Genomic DNA, 18,565 nt, shown 5'->3' with positions numbered 1-18,565 from the left:
TGTCAGCCGGTCTTGCGGGGCAGATGTTGGGCATGGCGCCTGGCGTGCGACCCTTGCTTCCCTCCGTGCGCCGCCTCTCCGCCTCCCCGCCGATCGGAGCCGCTCGGCACTCTGGGAGACGGCAAGCGCCGCCCACCGCTCGCCGGTCCCTCCAGTCGACCCACGTCCCACAGTCGACCCGCAGCCCGACGACCGGCGGACGGCCGCCTGATTCGGGGGTTGACATGGCCACACAGAGGTCCGGAAGGACGCGGGGGCTGGGCTCCGCGGCCCTGGCGGGGCTCGCCTTCACGGCGGGGGCCTTCGCCGCGTGGACCGCGCGGCAGCGGCGGTACGAGGAACTCCGGCTGCGGGCAGAACGGGCGGAGCGGGCGGAGAGCCGGCGGGCCGCCCTGGTCGATTACCAGCGGCTGCAACTCGGCCTGCTGGAGAGGGCCATCGACGATCCCGAACTCGCTCTCGTACTGAGCACCTTCGAGGTGGAGTCGCCGACCCAGCTGCGGCAGCACCTGTTCGCCAACGCCCTCTACGCCAACGCGCTGTTCGGCTACCGCATCGGCGTCGCCACCCTGGAGGAGCTGCACGGCCATCTGCGCGTGCTGTGCCGGAGCGCCCTCTTCCGGAGGTACTGGGAGTCCACCCGCCCTCATCGCGCGAGCCTCAAGGACGAATCCGAGGAGGGCCGCATCGGCCGGATGATGGACACCCTCATTCGCGATCTGGACGAGGCCGACACGGAGGAGTGGTGGGTCGTGGGTGAACCTCCTACGGAGTGAGCCCAGTTGAGCCAAGGGCGGCGCCGGTGAGCCCGGGCCGTTTGGCGTAGGGCGTCTCATTATGCGGACACGGGGCGTGGTAAAAACCTGTCCCCTTTCCACACCCACACCGCAAGAATGAGGACCCCCTTGAAAATCGTGCGTCGCATCGGTGCGTCCCCCCGGGAGCGCGGCAGCATGACCGGCGACACCTGCCCGGACATCTTCGAGCTGTCCGACGGCAATTTCGCGGTCATCGGCACGGATGCCACCGAGTCGCTCGACCCCCACCTTCCGTCCGACGCGGCCCGCGCGGACCATGAGCGGATCGTGGTGATCAGCCGCGACACACTCCTTCGCGCGAAAGCCGATATCCCGGACGCCTAGCGCGGACACGCTCCGGCCCGGCGCTTCAGCGGGCGCCGGGCCGCTCGGCCTCAGGCCACCGCCGGCACCGCCACCGGCGGCTCCGGGCCCACGTACCGTGCCACCGGGCGGATGATCTTCGAGTCCTCCGCCTGTTCCAGGATGTTGGCGCTCCAGCCCACCACGCGCCCCGCGGCGAAGGTGGGCGTGAACATCTCGCGCGGCAGGCCGCACAGTTCCATGACCACGCCCGCGTAGAACTCGACGTTGGTGTGCAGTTCCCGCCCGGGCTTCAGCTCGGCGAGGATCGCCTCGACCCGGCGCTCGACCTCGACGGCGAAGTCGACGCGCGGCCCGCCGAAGCCGCGGGCGATGTCGCGGAGCATCCGCGAACGGGGGTCCTCCGTACGGTAGACCGCGTGTCCGAAGCCCATGACGCGGTCGCCCGCGAGGACGCGTTCCCGGATCCAGGAGTCGATCCGCTCCGGCGTTCCGATCGCGTCCAGGGTGTCGAGGGCACGACTCGGCGCACCCCCGTGCAGCGGCCCGGACAGCGCACCGACGGCACCCACCAGACAGGCCGCCACATCCGCGCCGGTCGACGCGACGACCCTTGCCGTGAAGGTTGACGCATTGAAGCCGTGGTCAATGGTTGAGATCAAGTACTGCTCGATCGCCCGGGCCCGCCGCCCGTCCGGCTCCGAACCGGTGAGCATGTACAGGTAGTTGGCCGCGTACGACAGGTCCTCGCGCGGCTCCACCGGTTCGAGCCCCTGCCCGAGGCGATGGAGGGCGGCGAGCAGGGTGGGTACGGCCGCACAGGCGGCGAGGGTGTCCGCGCGCCGCCGGTCGGCGTCGATGTCGTACACCGGCCGGAACCCCCGCGCCGCGCCCAGCAGCGACAGCGCCGAGCGCATCCCGGCCAGCGGACCGGAGACACGGCTCGCCGCCGCGAGGGCGGGCAGGGCGGCCCGCACCTCCTCGGGCAGCCGTCGCAACGCCGCGGTCTCGGCGGTGAACGCGGCCCTCCGCTCGCCGTCCGGCAGTTCGCCGTGGACCAGGAGATGCCAGACGTCCTCGAAGCCGCGGGTCCGCGCGAGGTCGACGGCGGAGTACTGGCGGTAGTGGTAGAAGCCTTCGAGTCCGCGCACGTCACCGATCCGGGTGTCGGTGACGACGACGCCCGCGAGTCCACGCGGCACGTCGACGAGGCCGGCTGCGGCCCTGTTGGTGGACATGTTTCTCCCTCCCTGGACTTGCCCTGGTCCTGCCCTGGCCTTGATTCGACCATCCATGATTGACTTTATTGTTGTCAATATTGATTGAATCAATGCTTCATCAATGCACCGGGAGGCGGATACCGTGGCCCCCATGCGCGATCAAGACCCCGCTTCCGGCCGTCCGGGACGCAGGCTGAGCACCAAGGAGACCGCCGAGCTGCTCGGGGTGAAGCCCGAGACCGTGTACGCGTACGTCAGCCGCGGTCAGCTCAGCAGCAGGCGGGAGCCGGGCGGTCGCGGCAGCACCTTCGACGCCGAGGAGGTGGCGGCCCTCGCCCGGCGCAACAGGCGGGAGGGCGGCGCGGGTCCGGGCGCCGGCGGCGAACTGTCCGTCCGGACCCGCATCACGCTCATCGACAAGGACCGGTACTTCTTCCGGGGCGTCGACGCCACCGAACTCGCCGCGCGCCACTCCTACGAGGAGGTCGCCGAGTGGCTGTGGACGGGCCGGATGCGCCCCGGCGTCACGTTCACCGCACCCGAGCCGACCGTCGCCGTCGCCCGCCGCGCGGTGGAAGCCCTGCCCGAGCACACCTCCCCCACCGACCGTCTGCGGGTCGCGGCCATCGCCGCCGCCGCGGAGGACCCGCTGCGCTTCGACCTGTCGGAGGAGGCCGTGCTCGACACGGCGCGCGTCCTCATCCCGACGCTCGTCGCCGCGCTGCCGCCGCAGCCGTTCGCCCACCTCGACGACGGCCCGCTCGCCCGCCGGCTGTGGGGCCGGCTGACCGGGCACGAGGCCGACGAGGCCGCCCTGCGCGTCCTGGACACGGCGCTCGCCCTGCTCGCCGACCACGACCTGGCCGCCTCGACGCTCGCCGTGCGCGTGGCCGCCTCGGCCCGTGCGCACGCCTACGCGGCCGTCTCGACCGGACTCGGGGTGATCGAGGGCCCGTTGCACGGCGCGGCCAGCGGCCTCGCCCACCGGCTGCTGCTCGACGTACTCGACCAGGGCACCGCGGTGCCCGTGATCGCGGACGAACTCCGCGCCGGCCGCCGCATCCCCGGGCTCGGCCACCGGCTCTACCCGGGCGAGGACCCCCGCGCGCGCGTCCTGTTCGACCTCCTGGAGCAGGTCCCGCGCGCCGAACCCGCCCTCCTCGCGGCCCGGGACATCGTCGCCACGACCGCCCGCCACACCTCGCTGCACGCCAACGTGGACCTGGCCCTCGCCGTGTTCACCGTGGCCACCGGCATGCCCGCCACCGCGGGCGAGACGATCTTCGCCGTGGCCCGCACCGCGGGCTGGATCGCCCACGCCCTGGAGGAGTACGGGGAGCGCCCGCTGCGCATGCGCCCCAGCGGGCACTACGTCGGTCCGCCGCCCCCTCAGCCCCTGCCCGAGTAGGACACGAGGACGGCTGGAAGTCGCTTCGAGGAAAGGCAGGTTAGGCTTACCTGTGTGAGTAGGTGCGCGACCGTCTCCCGGAGCCTCGACGAGCCCGTTTCCGGTACCGCGGCCACGGCGACGACGTGGCTGCTGCTGGAACAGTCCGGGCCGTGGGGTGCCAAGGCGCTCACTTCGAGCCACCTGGACCGCACGCTGGGCCGCGCCCTGGAGGCCGCCGCCGAGGGCACGGGCGTGCGGATCGCACTCATCCGCCGCCCCGGCCGGCACGCCGACCCCGGGACACCCGCCGAGCGCCAGGTGTACGTGGCGCACACCGTCCCCGGAAGAAGCTGGCTGCTTCACGCCGCCACCCGCGATCCGCGACAGCTGCTCGGCCTGGACTTCGCCGCCCTGGGCGCCGGTGACCACCGCAGCTTCGGTGCGGCGCTCGGCGGGCGGCCGCACGAGGACGGCCCGCTCGCCCTCGTCTGCACCAACGGCAAGCGCGACCGCTGCTGCGCCCTCCTCGGCCGTCCCCTCGCGGCCGAACTCGGCGCGTCCGGCGTGCGGGGCGTGTGGGAGGTCACTCATCTGGGTGGACATCGCTTCTCACCGACGGTGCTCGTGCTGCCGTACGGATACGCCTACGGCCGGGCCGAGGCCCACGCCGTCAAGGAAGTCCTGCACGGCGTCCAGGAGGGCCGTGTGGTCGCCGAGGGGTGCCGCGGGCGGTCCGCCTGGGCACGCCCCGGACAGGCGGCGGAGCTGGCCGTGCGCTCCGCGACGGGCGAGTACGCGGCGGAGGCGCTGAGCGTCGTACGGACGGACGGCGCGGCGCCGCACTGGGAGGTGACCGTCGCCCACGCCGACGGCCGTCACTGGCGGGTGACCGTGGCCCAGAGTGCCTCGCTGCCACCCCGACCGGAGAGCTGCGGGGCCGCCGTGCTCGGCTCCCCGGCCCGGATGGACGTGGTGGCGGTACGGGAACTGACCGGGGCGGGACTGGCGGGCTGAGCCCTCCGCGCGCGGGACCGCCGTTCGCGGAGACCGCGGCACCGCCGTTCTCGAAAAGGGAGCGGCACGCCGTTTCCCCAAGAATTGGTCAAGAGATCCACGCCACAACCCTTCGGCTGCTCCCGGCGTCCCACGTACCGTCTTGGGTATGAGCCCCACCTCCCCCGCACGCCGTCGGCGCCTGGGTCTGCCACGACGGATGTTCTCGCAGGTCCTGCTGATGCAGCTGGCGATCGCCGCGGGAGTCGTGGTGCTCGCGACCGGGCTGTTCCTGGCGCCGCTGAGCAAGCAGCTCGACCAGGAGGCGATGCGCCGCGCGCTCGCGATCGCGCAGACCACCGCGCAGGACCCGAAGATCGCCGAGGATGTCGTGACCACCCCGCCCAGCGTCGACGGTCCGGTGCAGAAGGAGGCGGAGCGGATCCGCCTCATCACGCACGCCGAGTACATCGTGGTGATGGACCTGCGGGGCTTCCGCTGGTCGCACACCGACCCGAAGCAGATCGGCGAACACGTCTCGACCAGCGCCAAGGAGGTCCTGGCGGGCAAGGAGGTCATGGAGATCGACACCGGCACCCTCGGCCGCTCGGCCCGGGGCAAGGTGCCGCTGTACGACGCCCGCCACCGGATCATCGGCGCGGTCTCGGTCGGTATCGCGTACGACAGCGTGCGGGCGCGGCTGATCGGGGCCATCCCGGGGCTGTTCGCGTACGCGGGCGGCGCACTCGCGGTCGGCGCGCTGGCTGCCTGGCTGATCTCCCGCAGAGTGCAGCGGCAGACCCGGGACCTGGCCTTCTCGGACATAGCGGCACTGCTGGCCGAGCGTGAGGCGATGCTGCACGGGATCCGGGAGGGCGTCGTCGCCCTCGACCGCGCGGGCCGTGTCCGCCTGCTCAACGACGAGGCCCGGCGCCTGCTGGGCATCGGTGACGAGGCCGTCGGCCGGTCGCCGGACGAGGCGCTCGGCGCGGGCCGTACGACCGACGTCCTGGCCGGCCGGGTCACCGGCACCGACCTGCTCACCGTGCGCGGCCAGCGGGTCCTGGTCACCAACCGCATGCCCACCGACGACGGCGGCGCGGTGGCCACCCTGCGCGACCGTACCGAGCTGGAGCAGCTGGGCCGCGAACTCGACTCCACGCGGGGTCTGATCGACGCCCTGCGTGCCCAGGACCACGAGCACGCCAACCGCATGCACACGCTGCTGGGTCTGCTCGAGCTGGAGATGTACGACGACGCCGTGGAGTTCGTCGGAGAGGTGGTCGGCGACCACCGGGCCACCGCGGAGCAGGTCACCGAGAAGATCCAGGACCCGCTGCTGGCCGCCCTGCTGGTCGGCAAGGCGACCGTCGCGGCCGAGCGCGGGGTGGCCCTGTGGGTCTCCGACCGGACCCGGCTGCCGGACCGGCTGATCGAGCCCAGGGGGCTGGTGACGGTCGTGGGCAACCTGGTCGACAACGCGCTCGACGCCGTGGCGGGCACCCCGCACGCGCGCGTGGAGGTCGAGTTGCGCGCCGAGGCGCGTACGGTCGTCCTCAGTGTGCGCGACACCGGTCCTGGTATCCCGGTGGAGCAGCACGAGTTGATCTTCACGGACGGCTGGTCCACGAAGAAGCCGCCCGCGCACGGCAAGCGCGGCCTCGGGCTCTCCCTGGTGCGCCGGTTCGCCGAGCGGCAGGGTGGGAACGCGACGGTGGCCGAAGCGGAGGGCGGGGGCGCCCGGTTCACGGTCGTACTGCCGGAGGCACTGACCGAGCCGGGCCTGGAGGCGGGTCTGCATCCGGCCCTCACCGCGTCCGCCCCGGCCGCCGACGAGGAGGAGGCCCGATGATCGAGGTCCTGGTCGTGGACGACGACGTCCGGGTGGCCCGGGTCAACGCCGCCTACGTGGAGAAGGTACCGGGCTTCCATGTGGCCGCGGAGGCGCACACCGCGGCGGAGGCGCTGCACCGGCTGGAGACACTGCCACGCCTCGACCTGGTCCTGATGGACCATTACCTGCCCGACGAGACGGGCCTGGCGGTCGTGCAGGAGATGCGCCGCCGGGGCCACCAGACCGACGTGATCATGGTGACGGCGGCCCGGGACGTGTCGACGGTCCAGGCCGCCATGCGGCAAGGCGCCCTCCAGTACCTGGTGAAGCCGTTCGCCTTCGCCGGTCTGCGGGCGAAGCTCGAGGCGTACGCGCAGCTGCGCCGGACCCTCGACGGCGGCGGCGAGGCCGAACAGGCCGAGGTGGACCGCATCTTCGGCGCACTGTCCGCGCCGTCGGAGCCCGGGCTGCCCAAGGGGCACTCCCCCACCACCGCCGAGCTGGTGCGCCAGTGCCTGATGAACGCCGAAGGCCCGCTGTCGGCGCAGGAGATCGCCGAGCGGACCGGGGTGAGCCGGCAGACCGCCCAGCGCTATCTGAAGCTGCTGGAGCGCACCGGCCGGGCGAGGCTGACCCTCAAGTACGGCGATGCGGGCCGCCCGGAACACCGTTACGTGTGGGCGACCCGCATCTGACAGCTGCCGACGGGGACGTAAGGCCGACGGGGGCGTCACCCCGCCTACTTCGCGGCCTTGTCGACGAATTCGGTCGTGTAGGTCTTGCTCAGGTCCACCTTGGCGTTCTTGATGTTGGGATTGAAGGCCTTGAGGACCTTCTCGACGGTCTCGGGGCCGTTCGCGGGCATCACCCCGTCGTCGGTGAACATCGGCAGGGTGCTCTTGATGGCCTCGGCGTACAGCGTCTTGTTGCCCTGGGAGTAGTCGGCGGGCATCTTGGCCGCGATCTCCGAAGCGCTGTGGGTCGACATCCACTTGAGGGTCTTGACGAACGCGTTGGCCAGCTTCTGGACGGTGTCCTTGTGGCTGTTCACCCAGTCCGTCGTCATGTACAGGCTGGACGACGGGTACGGGCCGCCGAGCGCCTCCTTGGAGCCTTCGGGCGTCCGCATGTCCAGGAGGACCTTGCCCGCCTTCTTGTCCAGGATCGTGGCGACGGTCGGGTCGGTCGTCATACCGCCGTCGATCGAGCCCTGCTGGAGCGCCGAGATGAACGTCGGGCCCGCGCCCACCGCGACCGGGGTGAAGTCGCTGACCTTCACGCCGTTCTTGACCGCGAGGTACTTGGTGAGGAAGTCGGTCGAGGAGCCGAGACCGGTGATGCCGAGCTTCTTGCCCTTGAAGTCCTTCGGCGAGGTGATGTCGCCCGCGTTCTTGGTGGAGACGACCTCGACCTCGCCGGGAGCGTGCGAGAACTGCACGACGGACTCCACGGACTTGCCCTTCGTCTGAAGGTCGAGGGTGTGGTCGTAGAAGCCGACGGCGCCCTGGACCTGGCCGGAGACGAGCGCTGTCTCGGCCTGGACACCGGCGGGCTCGCTGAGGAGTTCCACGTCGAGGCCCTCGGAGTCGAAGTAGCCGAGCCGCTGGGTCAGCATCGCCGGCATGTAGATGACCTTGTCCAGGCCACCGACCATGATCTTGACCTTCGTGCCCTTGCCGTCGCCCTTGCTGCCGGCGTCGGCGGAGGTGCTGCTCGCCGCGTCATTGGCGCAGGCGGTGAGCGAGGAGAGGGCGAGCAGGCCGGAGGCGGCGAGCGAGGCGTATCTGGCGGTCTTGCGCATGGCGGTTCACGTCCTTGTGAGAGGGCGGTGCGGGGAGAAGGGGGGTGTCTTGGAGCGCTTCGCCCGGTGGCGGCGCTGGGCGGGCCGGACTCAGTTGCCGGAGTTCGCCGGCTTCCACCGGAAGATGCGGTGCTCGGCGAAGGTCAGCAGGCCCTCGGCCACGAGTGCGACGGCCGCGAGGATCACCATCGCGGCGTAGACGCCGGCGGCGTTGAAGGTGCCCTGGGACGCGGCGACGAGCAGGCCGATGCCCTTGGTGGCGCCGATGTACTCGCCGACGATGGCGCCGATGAGGGCGAAGCCGAAGCTGACGTGCAGGCTGGTGAAGATCCAGGAGGTCGCCGACGGGATGACCACCTGAAGCGTCACCCGGCGGTCGCTCGCGCCGAGGATCCGGGCGTTGGCCACCAGGTTGCGGTCGACCTCGCGGGCACCCTGGAAGGCGTTGAAGAACACCGGGAAGAACACCAGCACCACGGCCGACGCGACCTTGGAGGCGGGACCCAGTCCGAACCAGATCAGGAAGATCGGGGCCAGGACGATCCTGGGGATGGAGTTGAGCACCTTGATGTAGGGACCGAGGACATCGGCGAGGAAGGCGATCCGCCCCAGAGCGATACCGAAGATCACACCGGCGACGACACCGATGCCCCAGCCGAGCAGCGCCTCCTGCAACGTGGCCCAGATCTGCTCGCCCAGCGAGCCCTGTGCGGTTCCGTGCATCACCCAGGTGCTGATCTGGTCCCAGATCTGCGAGGGCATCGAGAAGTTGAACGGATCGATGATCTTGGCCCGGGACAGTCCTTCCCACAGGCCGAGCACGACCACCAGGAGGAGCACCCGCGCGGCGGCGACGACCACCTTGCGTCTGCGTGCGGCAGCGGCGCGCGTCTGGGCGCGGCCCGGAGTCTTCGCCGTGTCGACGACCGGCGTGCTGATGACCTCAGGCGACATTGGCGGCACCCCTCTCACGGGTGATGCGGACCTCTTCGCCGAGGGACTCCCAGATCTCGCGGTAGATCTCGATGAACCGCGGCTCCAGACGTACCTGCTCGACCTTGCGCGGCCGCGGCAGGTCGATGTCGAAGACCTGCTTGACGGTCGCGGGCCCGGCGGTCATCACGACGACCTTGTCGGCCAGCGCGATGGACTCCTCCAGGTCGTGGGTGACGAAGACGACGGAGGCGCCGGTGCCCTCCCACAGCTCCAGCAGCTCGTCCGACATCAGCGCCCGGGTCTGCACGTCGAGCGCCGAGAAGGGCTCGTCCATCAGCAGGATCTCGGGGTCGTTGACGAAGGTGGCGGCGAGGGCGACACGCTTGCGCTGACCGCCGGAGAGCTGGTGGGGGTAGCGGTCCTCGAAGGCGGCGAGCCCCACCCGGGCCAGCCACTCACGGGCCTTCTGCTTGGCCTCCGGCTTCGGCACGCCACGGAAACGGGGGCCCGCCATGACGTTGGACAGAACCGTCCGCCAGGGGAAGGTGGCGTCCTGCTGGAAGACGAAGCCGACCTTGTCGCCGACTCCGTTCACCGGCTCCCCGGCAACCAGCACGTCGCCCTCGGTGGGCTCTTCCAGGCCGCTGACCAGGGTCAGCGTGGTGGACTTGCCACAGCCGGTGGGGCCGACGACGGCCACGAACTCGCCGCGCCCGACGGTCAGGTCCAGGTCCCGGACAGCCGTGTGCAGACCCCCCGACGGGGTTCTGAAGGTCTTGCTCGCGCCCCGTAGCTCGATGGCGGGGCTGGTGTCTGCGCTCATGGGCCGGGACGGTAGGTGTGGCCCGGGCCACAGCATCAGTCTTCTGAGCGCAAGCCATTCTTTTGCTCGCAAGAGCCTGTTGTGCTCATTTTGCTCGCGTTACAACTGCGGAGCACGAAACACGGGCTTAACGCTCGCCGGCCTTGAAGGAGAGGCCCGATGATTGACGTCCTGGTCGTGGACGACGACTTCCGCGTCGCCGAGATCAACGCCAAGTACGTGGGAAAGGTTCCCGGCTTCCGGGTGGCCGCCCGCGCGCACTCCGCCGCCCAGGCGCTGTCCGCCGTGGAACGCGGAGGCATCGACCTGGTGCTGCTCGACCACTACCTGCCGGACCGGACCGGCCTCGAACTGGTACACCGCATGCGAGAACAGGGCCACGGCACCGACGTCATCATGATCACGGCGGCCAGCGATGTGACGACGGTGCAGAAGGCCATGCGCCTGGGCGCCCTGCACTATCTGGTCAAGCCGTTCACCTTCGCCGCGCTGCGTACCCGCCTGGACTCGTACGCCGCGCTGCGCCGCACCGTCGACCGGGTCGGCGGCCGGGGCCTGGCGGGCCAGGAACAGGTCGACCGGATCTTCGGCGCCCTGCGGACCGCGCCCGCGCCCTCCTCCCCCGGTCTGCCCAGCGGCCAGTCGGAGCCCACCACGGACCTCATCTGCGGGGTCCTGCACCGCGCCGAGCACCCGCTCTCCGCCCACGAGGTCGCCGCCGAGACCGGTCTGAGCCGCTCCACCGCCCAGCGTTATCTGCGCCACCTGGAACAGGCCGGCCGGCTCCGTCTCTCCCTCAAGTACGGGGACACCGGCCGGCCGGAGCACCGGTACGCATGGGTGGCGCCCTAGCCGTTCACCGTCCGGGGTCGTGCTCCGCCCGGCCCGCTCCCCCGCTACACGGCCCCCGCTCCGGTCAGCGACCGCACCTCGGTCTCCGCGTACCCGGCCTCGTCCGGGGTTTCGTCCGAGGTGACCGTGCCCAGCCAGCCCGCCAGGAAGCCCAACGGGATCGAGACGATGCCCGGGTTCTGCAACGGGAAGTACTGGAAGTCGACGTCCGGGAACAGCGAACCCGGACTGCCCGACACCACCGGGGACAGCACCACGAGCCCCAGGGCCGGCAGCAGCCCTCCGTATACGGCCCATACCGCGCCCCGTGTCGTGAAACCGCGCCAGAACAGCGAGTAGAGCAGCACGGGCAGGTTGGCGGACGCGGCCACGGCGAAGGCGAGTCCCACCAGGAAGGCGACGTTGAGGTCCCGGGCCAGCAGACCGAGCGCGATCGCGAGCACGCCGATGCCCACGGCGGCGACCCGCGCCACGGCCACCTCGCTGCGCGGCGCCCCACGCCCGCGGCGCAGGGACGTGTACAGGTCGTGGGCCACGGACGCCGAGGACGCGAGCGTGATCCCGGCGACCACCGCGAGGATGGTGGCGAAGGCGACGGCTGCCACGACCGCGAACAGAACCGTTCCACCGGTGGAGTCCGCCCCGCCGCCCAGATCGAGCGCGAGCAACGGAACCGCCGTGTTCCCGGCCGCGTTCGACCTGCGTACCTCCTCCGGCCCGACGATCGCGGCCGCGCCGAACCCGAGGACGATCGTCATCAGGTAGAACCCGCCGATCAGCCCGATCGACCAGACCGTCGAACGACGCGCGGCCGGTGCGGTCGGCACCGTGTAGAAGCGCGACAGGATGTGCGGCAGGCCCGCTGTTCCGAGCACCAGCGCTAGGCCCAGGCTGATGAAGTCCAGGCGCGCCGTCCAGTCCCCGCCGTACTTCAGGCCCGGCGCCAGGAAGGCGCGCCCGTGGCCGCTGCGCTCGGCGGCCGTGAGCAGCAGCTGGTCGACGTCGCCGTGGAACCTCAGCAGGACGAGCACGGTCAGCACGACGGTGCCGCTGAGCATCAGGACCGCCTTCACGATCTGAATCCACGTGGTGGCCCGCATCCCTCCCAACGACACATAGATCACCATGAGCGCGCCGACCCCGATGACGGTCCAGGCCTGCGCCGCCTCGCCGGTCCGCCCGAGCAGCAGCGCGACCAGACTGCCCGCGCCCACCATCTGCGCCACCAAGTACAGAACGGACACGGTGACCGAGGAAGTTCCCGCGGCGAGCCGGACCGGCCGCTCGCTCATCCGCGCGGCGATCACATCGGCGAGAGTGAAGCGCCCGCAGTTGCGCACCAGTTCGGCGACCAGGAACAGCACCACGAGCCAAGCGACGAGGAAGCCCACCACATACAGCAGTCCGTCGTAGCCGAACAGCGCGATCAGCCCGGTCACACCCAGGAACGAGGCGGCCGACAGATAGTCGCCCGCGATGGCAAAACCATTCTCCATCGGGGAGAAGAGCCGCCCGCCCGCGTAGAACTCCTCCGCCGAGCCACGCCGGTGGCGGCCCACCCAGGTCGTGATCGCCAGGGTGACGGCCACGAACACGCTGAACAGCCCGAACGCCAGTGTCTGATGCTGACCCGTCACAGCGCACCGCCCCTGCCGCCGCGCGCCAGCTCCTGCGTGTCCCAGCGCAGGTCCAGGGCCGCCCGGTCCCTGCGCAGACGCGCGTGCCGGGAGTAGGCCCAGGTGAAGAGGAAGGTGGTGAGGAACTGTCCTAGCCCCGCGAGCATCGCCACGTTCACCGCGCCCGCCACCGGCCTGGCCATCAGACCGGGTGCGACCGTCGCAGTCACCACATATCCCACGTACCAGCTGAGGAAGAGGACGACCCCGGGCACCACGAACCTCCGGTACCGGCTGCGCACCTCCTGGAAGGCCGCACTCCGCTGCACCTCGAGGTACACGTCGCGGGCGCGCACCTCCGGCCCCGGCCGGCCGGCCCGCGCGACCGGCACGGCGGCCGGAGCGGGAACACCCGTACCGTCCAGTTCGCCCCACCCCGAGGCAACCGCGTCGTGCCAAGGGTCCTCGTACCTCACGTGGTGGGGATCCGGGCCGTGGCCGTCCTGGTTCTCGGCCGTGTTGTCCGGACCGCCCCCGTCTGGGCGGTAACCACCGTTGTTTGACTGCATGCCCAAGGATGGACAGACCGGGGAGACCCCGGCTCTTCTTCGCCGGGCTCTTCACCCCATCAGGTGACTCAACCCGCTGGTGGCCGCGCCAGTCCCTTGGCGTACGCGTAACGCACGGCCTGGGCACGGTCCTTGAGTCCTGTCTTGGCGAAGAGGTTGTTGATGTGTGTCTTCACGGTCGCCGTGGAGACACACAGCTTGCGGGCGATCTCCTGATTGGTGAACCCCTCGGCGATCAGCACCAGTACCTCGGTCTCCCGGGCGGTCAGTCCGTCCGGCGCCTCCTCGGGCGCCGAGGGCGGCTCGGGCTGCGACAGCCGTTCCAGCAGCCGCCGTTGCACGCTCGGCGACAGCCCGGCGTGCCCCGACAGCACGCTCTCCACGGCCCGGACGATCTCCTCACCGCCGGCGTCCTTGGTGAGGTAGCCACGTGCTCCCGCTTTCAGCGCGGGGAACAGCGAATCGTCGTCCGCGAAGGTGGTGAGCACCACGACCTGGGTCCCGGGGTGTTCGGCCCGGATCCGCCGGGTCGCCTCCACACCGTCGCAGCGAGGCATCCGCAGGTCCATCAGGACGACATCGGGTGCGAGTTCGGCGACGAGCCGCACCGCTTCCTCCCCGTCGCCCGCGGCCCCGACGACCTCGATGCCCGGCAGCAGCCCGAGCAGCATCACGATGCCCTCCCGGACCACGGTCTGGTCGTCCACGACGATCACCCGCGCGGGCTTCTTCCCGGCCTCCTCCGTCATGCGGGCACCTTCAGCCTCACCACGAACCCCTCCTCCTCCGGCCCCGCCTCGAGCGAACCACCCAGCAGTTCGGCACGCTCCCGCATGCCCAGCAGACCGTATCCCGCGCCCGCACCGGTCAGTTCCCCCGGCGTTCCGCCCGAGTCCCGCACGCTGAGCATCACTTCGTGCTCGCCGTACTCGAGCCGTATCCGGACCTTGGCGCCGTGGGCGTGCTTGCGCACGTTCGTCAGCGCCTCCTGCGCGACTCTGCGCACGGCCTGCGACGCCTCGGCGGACAGCGGCCTGCGATCACCCGTGACGGTGACCTCGGCTCCGACCGCCTCGCTGACGAGCTCGGCCAGGAACTCCTCCAGCGGGGTCAGCTCGCCCCGCAGCGCGGAGAGGGCCTGCCGGGTCTCGGCGAGACCGTCGCGAGCCATTCCCCGTGCCGCGACCACCCGCTCCAGGATCTGCTCCCGGTCCGCACCCCGCTCTATCAGCAGCCGGGCGGCTTCCAGGTGCACGAGCTGGGCGGAGAGGCTGTGGGCCAGGACGTCGTGGATCTCCCGCGCGATCCTGGCGCGCTCCGCCAGCGCCGCGGACTCGGCCTCGGCGGACCGGGCGGCCCGCTCCTGGGCGAGCAGCCGCTGGGCGCTGCCCCGGGCTTCGGCGTCGAGCCGGAGGACGTAGCCGGCCAGGGCCATGCCCGTGACCGTGGCGACGGTGGTCAGCCATACGTCGTTGTTGGCCGCGGAGAAGGCGGCGAGGGCGAGAGCGGCGACGGGGAGGGCCGCGCCGAGCGGCATCCGCTCCAGCGCTGAGATCGCGCAGCCGCACCACATGACGAGGGCCGGCCCGCGGAACCCCGTCGACTGGGCCACCGTCGCCAGGCCCAGCAGCAGCGTGACGACCGCCAGCGACGTCAGCAGACGGTGCTGGTAGGTGGTCCGGTGGAAGGCCCAGGCGAGAGCTCCGACCAGGACGATGCCGGCCACCGCCACGACCGTGCCCCAGCCGTGCACGTGGCGGTCTTCGAAGGCGCTCCACAGCAGCAGGGTGAGGACGACCAGGCGCACGACCCAGGCGATCACGCGCCTCGGCTGCGAGACACCCTCCCGGCCGAGCGCCTCCCGGGAGGGCCACCGTGTCCAGGCGTTGTCCGTCACACACGTTCCTTCCACGCGGGCCGCGGCATGGCGTCACCGTACGCCGCGGCCGGGGCGACCGCGGTCGGGAGGGACTGGGCACGCCAGAGCAGGATTCCGGAGCGGACGAGCAGGGTGCCGGCGAGCGCGAGGAGCAGAGCGGAGCTGTCCTGGTGGACGCCGAGCAGCACGCCGAGGCCGAAGAGGCCCGCCCGCAGGGCGATACCGAGTATCCAGACGGCCACGCTCGCCTTGGTGCTCCTGCTCCACACGACCCCGTCCGGCTCCCGCCACATGCGGCTCGTCCATGCCCAGCCGGCACCGGTGGCCAGGCCTATGAGCAGCTCGGCGGCGAGCAGCAGGACGGACGCGGTGGGGTGGTGGGCGTCGACCGTCCCCGGCTCGCGCAGCGCCAGGACCGCGAGGACGACGGGCACGAGCCACCACCGTCGGTCGGTGCTGATGGCCTGGGCACGGAACTGGCGCACGATCACCAGCGCGACGACGGCCACGATCAGCAACGCGTTGACGAGCCCGGGCATCAGAGCCTCCGTGAGCGGAAGGGAGTGCCTGCAGCGAGCGCTGCCGACGCCTTCGACGCTACGGAAATTCGCAGGTCAGCAGATCGGAGCAGGGGTGGATCGTGGGTGGATCCGCACCCCCGCACAGCCTCCACCCGCGGGTGGAGAAACACCGGAGCGGTCGGCAGCCACGGGCGGTCACGAGACGCCGGACGACCGCGCTCGGACGACCGCGCTGCGGGGCCCGGCCCGGCCGGTCGGGAGGTGCCCAGCGCTGTGAGCCACGGACAAGGACGGCGGCGGGCGAGACCGCGAGCGCCGCCCCCGCCGGGCCTCCGTCGGCCTTCGGAACCCCAGCTGGGCTTCGGAGCCGCGGTCGGACCGCCACACAGCGCCGCGCAACCCCACGGCACCGTCCGCACGGCACCGCACCGCACCGTACGGCACCGCGCCGACTCAGCGGGCACCGCGCCCGGCCGGGCCCGTCGTACAACGCCCCGGCGACGTCGTCGGCACCCCGATCGGCCACCGGGGTGCCGCACCCACCCGGCCAAGGCCGAGCGCAGCGCCTACGTGTCGATCCGGGAGCGGTCCAGCGTCGCCGCCGAGCTGGAGATGAACTCCTTGCGAGGTGCGACCTCGTTGCCCATCAGCAGATCGAAGACCTGCTCGGCGGCTTCGAGGTCGGAGAGATTGATCCGGCGCAGAGTACGGTGGCGCGGGTCCATCGTCGTCTCGGCCAGCTGGTCGGCGTCCATCTCACCCAGACCCTTGTAGCGCTGGATGGAGTCCTTGTACCGGACGCCCTTGCTCTGGAACTCCATGAGCTTGTCGCGCAGCTCGCGGTCCGAGTACGTGTAGACGTACTTGTCCTGGCCCTTCTTCGGCTGGACGAGCTCGATGCGGTGCAGCGGCGGCACCGCGGCGAACACCCGGCCGGCCTCGACCATGGGCCGCATGTAGCGCTGGAAGAGCGTCAGCAGCAGACAGCGGATGTGGGAGCCGTCCACGTCGGCGTCGGTCATCATGATGATCTTGCCGTAGCGGGCCGCGTCGAGATCGAACGTCCGGCCCGAGCCCGCTCCTATGACCTGGATGATCGCGCCGCACTCGGCGTTCTTCAGCATGTCGGTCACGGATGACTTCTGGACGTTGAGGATCTTGCCGCGGATCGGCAGCAGCGCCTGGAACTCGGAGTTCCGGGCGAGCTTCGCCGTGCCGAGCGCGGAGTCTCCCTCGACGATGAACAGCTCGCTGCGGTCCACGTCGTCGCTGCGGCAGTCGGCGAGCTTGGCGGGCAGCGAGGAGGACTCCAGAGCCGTCTTCCGGCGCTGTGCGTCCTTGTGCTGGCGGGCCGCGATGCGTGTACGGGCGGCGGCGACCGCCTTTTCCAGGACCACCCGGGCCTGCGCGGCCGCGTCGCGCTTGGTGGAGGTCAGGAACGCCTTGAGTTCCTTGGTGATCACGGTGTTCACGATGCGACGGGCCGCCGAGGTACCGAGGACCTCCTTGGTCTGGCCCTCGAACTGCGGCTCGGCCAGGCGTACGGTGACGACCGTGGTGAGGCCCTCCAGGGCGTCGTCCTTGACGATGTCGTCCTCGGCGACGCGCAGCATCTTCTTGGCGCGCAGCACCTCGTTCATCGTCTTGGTGACGGCCTGCTCGAAGCCGGCGACGTGGGTGCCGCCCTTGGGGGTGGCGATGATGTTGACGAACGACCTGAGCGTCGTGTCGTAGCCGGTGCCCCAGCGCAGCGCGACATCGACGCCGAGCTCCCGGGTGACCTCGGTGGGGGTCATCTGGCCGTGGTCGTCGAGGACCGGGACGGTCTCCTTGAAGGTGCCCTGCCCGGTCAAGCGGAGGACGTCGCAGACCGGCTTGTCCGTGGCCAGGTACTCGCAGAACTCGCTGATGCCGCCGTCGAAGCGGAACGACTCCTCACCCTTGCTGCCGCCCTCGCCCAGACCGTACTCGTCACGGACGACGATAGTCAGGCCCGGCACCAGGAACGCGGTCTGGCGCGCGCGCTGGTGCAGCGTCTCCAGGGAGAGCTTCGCGTCCTTGAGGAAGATCTGCCGGTCGGCCCAGTACCGCACGCGTGTGCCGGTGCGGGTCTTGGGGATCTTCTTCGCCTTGCGCAGACCGCCCTTGGCCTCGAACTTGGCGTCCGGGCCGTTGCCCGCGAAGGCACCCGGAACACCGCGCCGGAAGCTGATGGCGTGGGTGTGACCGGCGCGGTCGACCTCGACGTCCAGGCGGGCGGACAGCGCGTTCACCACGGAGGCGCCGACGCCGTGCAGGCCGCCGGAGGCCGCGTACGAGCCTCCGCCGAACTTGCCGCCGGCATGCAGCTTGGTCATGACGACCTCGACACCGGAGAGGCGCGTCTTGGGCTCCACGTCCACGGGGATGCCACGGCCGTTGTCACGGACCTCCACGGAACCGTCGTCCTGGAGGATCACGTCGATGTGGTCGCAGTAGCCACCGAGGGCCTCGTCGACGGCGTTGTCGATGATCTCCCACAGGCAGTGCATCAGGCCACGGCTGTCGGTCGAGCCGATGTACATGCCAGGGCGCTTGCGCACGGCTTCGAGACCCTCGAGGACGAGCAGATGCCGCGCGGTGTAGTTGGAACCGTCCCGGTCTGCTCCTGCCAGCAGCGCTGTGGACGGCACGGACGTCTCGGCGGTCACGCGGTTCGCTCCTCGCTGAATTTCAGGTGGACCCCATTTGGGTAAGGGGCCGGCTTCGGTCGCCGCTCAGAGGGTACCGAGGCCTGGTAGAGCCGTTGTACCGCCACCCTCGTCATGAACTCACCCTAGTCCAGACTCGCATACGCGTTCGATCCCTCGTTGGAGTGAAGCACACATCACGTTCCCTTCGAGGCATGAACCATTTAGGCTCCGGGCACGTCCTCATGAACAACCGGCAAGCCAGCCGGGAGGACGAATACCGACCGACACACTGACAGCGCGAACCCGTAAGCACGCAAGAAACGCAATACGGCACATTC

17 protein-coding genes are annotated in these 18,565 nt (G+C 70.8%); 7 read left to right on the top strand and 10 right to left on the bottom strand.

All coding sequences use genetic code 11. The features are described from left to right. The first annotated feature begins 224 nt into the window (after window positions 1–224). Together ABZ915_RS11870 and ABZ915_RS11865 are read left to right on the top strand one after the other, a co-directional pair. Window positions 225–776, top strand: a complete 552-nt coding sequence (locus tag ABZ915_RS11870) for a DUF6082 family protein (protein WP_361799790.1) — start codon at window positions 225–227, stop codon at window positions 774–776. 129 nt (window positions 777–905) lie between these two features. Beyond that, a complete protein-coding gene (locus ABZ915_RS11865; protein ID WP_361799787.1) occupies window positions 906–1,142 on the top strand; it encodes a hypothetical protein in 237 nt (78 codons plus the stop codon). A gap of 50 nt (window positions 1,143–1,192) precedes the next feature. Here ABZ915_RS11865 and ABZ915_RS11860 read toward each other — a convergent pair whose 3' ends face one another. Further along, the gene (locus tag ABZ915_RS11860) at window positions 1,193–2,359 is read right to left on the bottom strand and encodes a citrate synthase/methylcitrate synthase (RefSeq protein WP_361799784.1); all 1,167 of its coding nucleotides are present in this window, start codon (window positions 2,357–2,359) and stop codon (window positions 1,193–1,195) included. A 133-nt stretch (window positions 2,360–2,492) separates the two neighbouring features. Here ABZ915_RS11860 and ABZ915_RS11855 point away from each other — a divergent pair, with 133 nt between their 5' ends. From ABZ915_RS11855 to ABZ915_RS11840, 4 genes are all read left to right on the top strand, one after another. Next, window positions 2,493–3,749, top strand: a complete 1,257-nt coding sequence (locus tag ABZ915_RS11855; protein ID WP_361799781.1) for a citrate synthase — start codon at window positions 2,493–2,495, stop codon at window positions 3,747–3,749. 54 nt (window positions 3,750–3,803) lie between these two features. Continuing rightward, complete coding sequence (locus ABZ915_RS11850) at window positions 3,804–4,745, top strand: sucrase ferredoxin (RefSeq protein ID WP_361799778.1); 942 nt, start codon at window positions 3,804–3,806, stop codon at window positions 4,743–4,745. 148 nt (window positions 4,746–4,893) lie between these two features. Further along, the gene (locus ABZ915_RS11845; RefSeq protein WP_361799775.1) at window positions 4,894–6,576 is read left to right on the top strand and encodes a sensor histidine kinase; all 1,683 of its coding nucleotides are present in this window, start codon (window positions 4,894–4,896) and stop codon (window positions 6,574–6,576) included. Further along, window positions 6,573–7,253, top strand: a complete 681-nt coding sequence (locus ABZ915_RS11840; protein WP_361799772.1) for a response regulator — start codon at window positions 6,573–6,575, stop codon at window positions 7,251–7,253. Before ABZ915_RS11845 ends, ABZ915_RS11840 begins: the two co-directional genes overlap by 4 nt. A 44-nt stretch (window positions 7,254–7,297) precedes the next feature. Here the strand turns inward: ABZ915_RS11840 and ABZ915_RS11835 are convergent, their stop codons facing one another. The 3 genes from ABZ915_RS11835 to ABZ915_RS11825 all read right to left on the bottom strand — a co-directional run bounded on the left by ABZ915_RS11835 (window position 7,298) and on the right by ABZ915_RS11825 (window position 10,118). Further along, window positions 7,298–8,359: an ABC transporter substrate-binding protein gene (locus ABZ915_RS11835; protein ID WP_361799769.1), complete on the bottom strand. Its 1,062-nt coding sequence runs from the start codon at window positions 8,357–8,359 to the stop codon at window positions 7,298–7,300. Between the two features lie 90 nt (window positions 8,360–8,449). After that, window positions 8,450–9,313, bottom strand: a complete 864-nt coding sequence (locus ABZ915_RS11830; RefSeq protein ID WP_361799766.1) for an ABC transporter permease — start codon at window positions 9,311–9,313, stop codon at window positions 8,450–8,452. Continuing rightward, window positions 9,303–10,118 carry an ABC transporter ATP-binding protein gene (locus tag ABZ915_RS11825; RefSeq protein WP_132850636.1) on the bottom strand — a complete coding sequence of 272 codons (816 nt, stop codon included), beginning with the start codon at window positions 10,116–10,118 and terminating at the stop codon, window positions 9,303–9,305. Before ABZ915_RS11825 ends, ABZ915_RS11830 begins: the two co-directional genes overlap by 11 nt. Before the next feature lie 159 nt (window positions 10,119–10,277). Between ABZ915_RS11825 and ABZ915_RS11820 the strand changes: the two genes are divergently transcribed. Then, window positions 10,278–10,970: a response regulator gene (locus ABZ915_RS11820; protein ID WP_361799763.1), complete on the top strand. Its 693-nt coding sequence runs from the start codon at window positions 10,278–10,280 to the stop codon at window positions 10,968–10,970. Window positions 10,971–11,014: 44 nt separating this feature from the next. Here the strand turns inward: ABZ915_RS11820 and ABZ915_RS11815 are convergent, their stop codons facing one another. The 6 genes from ABZ915_RS11815 to ABZ915_RS11790 all read right to left on the bottom strand — a co-directional run bounded on the left by ABZ915_RS11815 (window position 11,015) and on the right by ABZ915_RS11790 (window position 18,245). Continuing rightward, window positions 11,015–12,607: a cation acetate symporter gene (locus tag ABZ915_RS11815; RefSeq protein ID WP_361799760.1), complete on the bottom strand. Its 1,593-nt coding sequence runs from the start codon at window positions 12,605–12,607 to the stop codon at window positions 11,015–11,017. Further along, window positions 12,604–13,155: a DUF485 domain-containing protein gene (locus ABZ915_RS11810; RefSeq protein ID WP_361799757.1), complete on the bottom strand. Its 552-nt coding sequence runs from the start codon at window positions 13,153–13,155 to the stop codon at window positions 12,604–12,606. Before ABZ915_RS11810 ends, ABZ915_RS11815 begins: the two co-directional genes overlap by 4 nt. A gap of 68 nt (window positions 13,156–13,223) precedes the next feature. Beyond that, window positions 13,224–13,904, bottom strand: a complete 681-nt coding sequence (locus tag ABZ915_RS11805) for a response regulator transcription factor (RefSeq protein WP_361799754.1) — start codon at window positions 13,902–13,904, stop codon at window positions 13,224–13,226. After that, window positions 13,901–15,052, bottom strand: a complete 1,152-nt coding sequence (locus tag ABZ915_RS11800; RefSeq protein ID WP_361799751.1) for a histidine kinase — start codon at window positions 15,050–15,052, stop codon at window positions 13,901–13,903. Before ABZ915_RS11800 ends, ABZ915_RS11805 begins: the two co-directional genes overlap by 4 nt. Further along, the gene (locus tag ABZ915_RS11795; RefSeq protein ID WP_361799748.1) at window positions 15,049–15,573 is read right to left on the bottom strand and encodes a DUF1453 domain-containing protein; all 525 of its coding nucleotides are present in this window, start codon (window positions 15,571–15,573) and stop codon (window positions 15,049–15,051) included. Before ABZ915_RS11795 ends, ABZ915_RS11800 begins: the two co-directional genes overlap by 4 nt. A 548-nt stretch (window positions 15,574–16,121) precedes the next feature. Then, window positions 16,122–18,245, bottom strand: coding sequence for a DNA topoisomerase IV subunit B (locus ABZ915_RS11790; RefSeq protein ID WP_361799745.1), 2,124 nt, complete (start codon window positions 18,243–18,245; stop codon window positions 16,122–16,124). Window positions 18,246–18,565 lie beyond the last annotated feature (320 nt).

The sequence above is a fragment of the Streptomyces sp. NPDC046915 genome, from assembly GCF_040644935.1.
Taxonomy (GTDB): Bacteria; Actinomycetota; Actinomycetes; order Streptomycetales; family Streptomycetaceae; genus Streptomyces.
The sequence above is the reverse complement of the archived record's forward strand: the minus strand, read 5'-3'. Positions and strand labels throughout refer to the sequence as shown.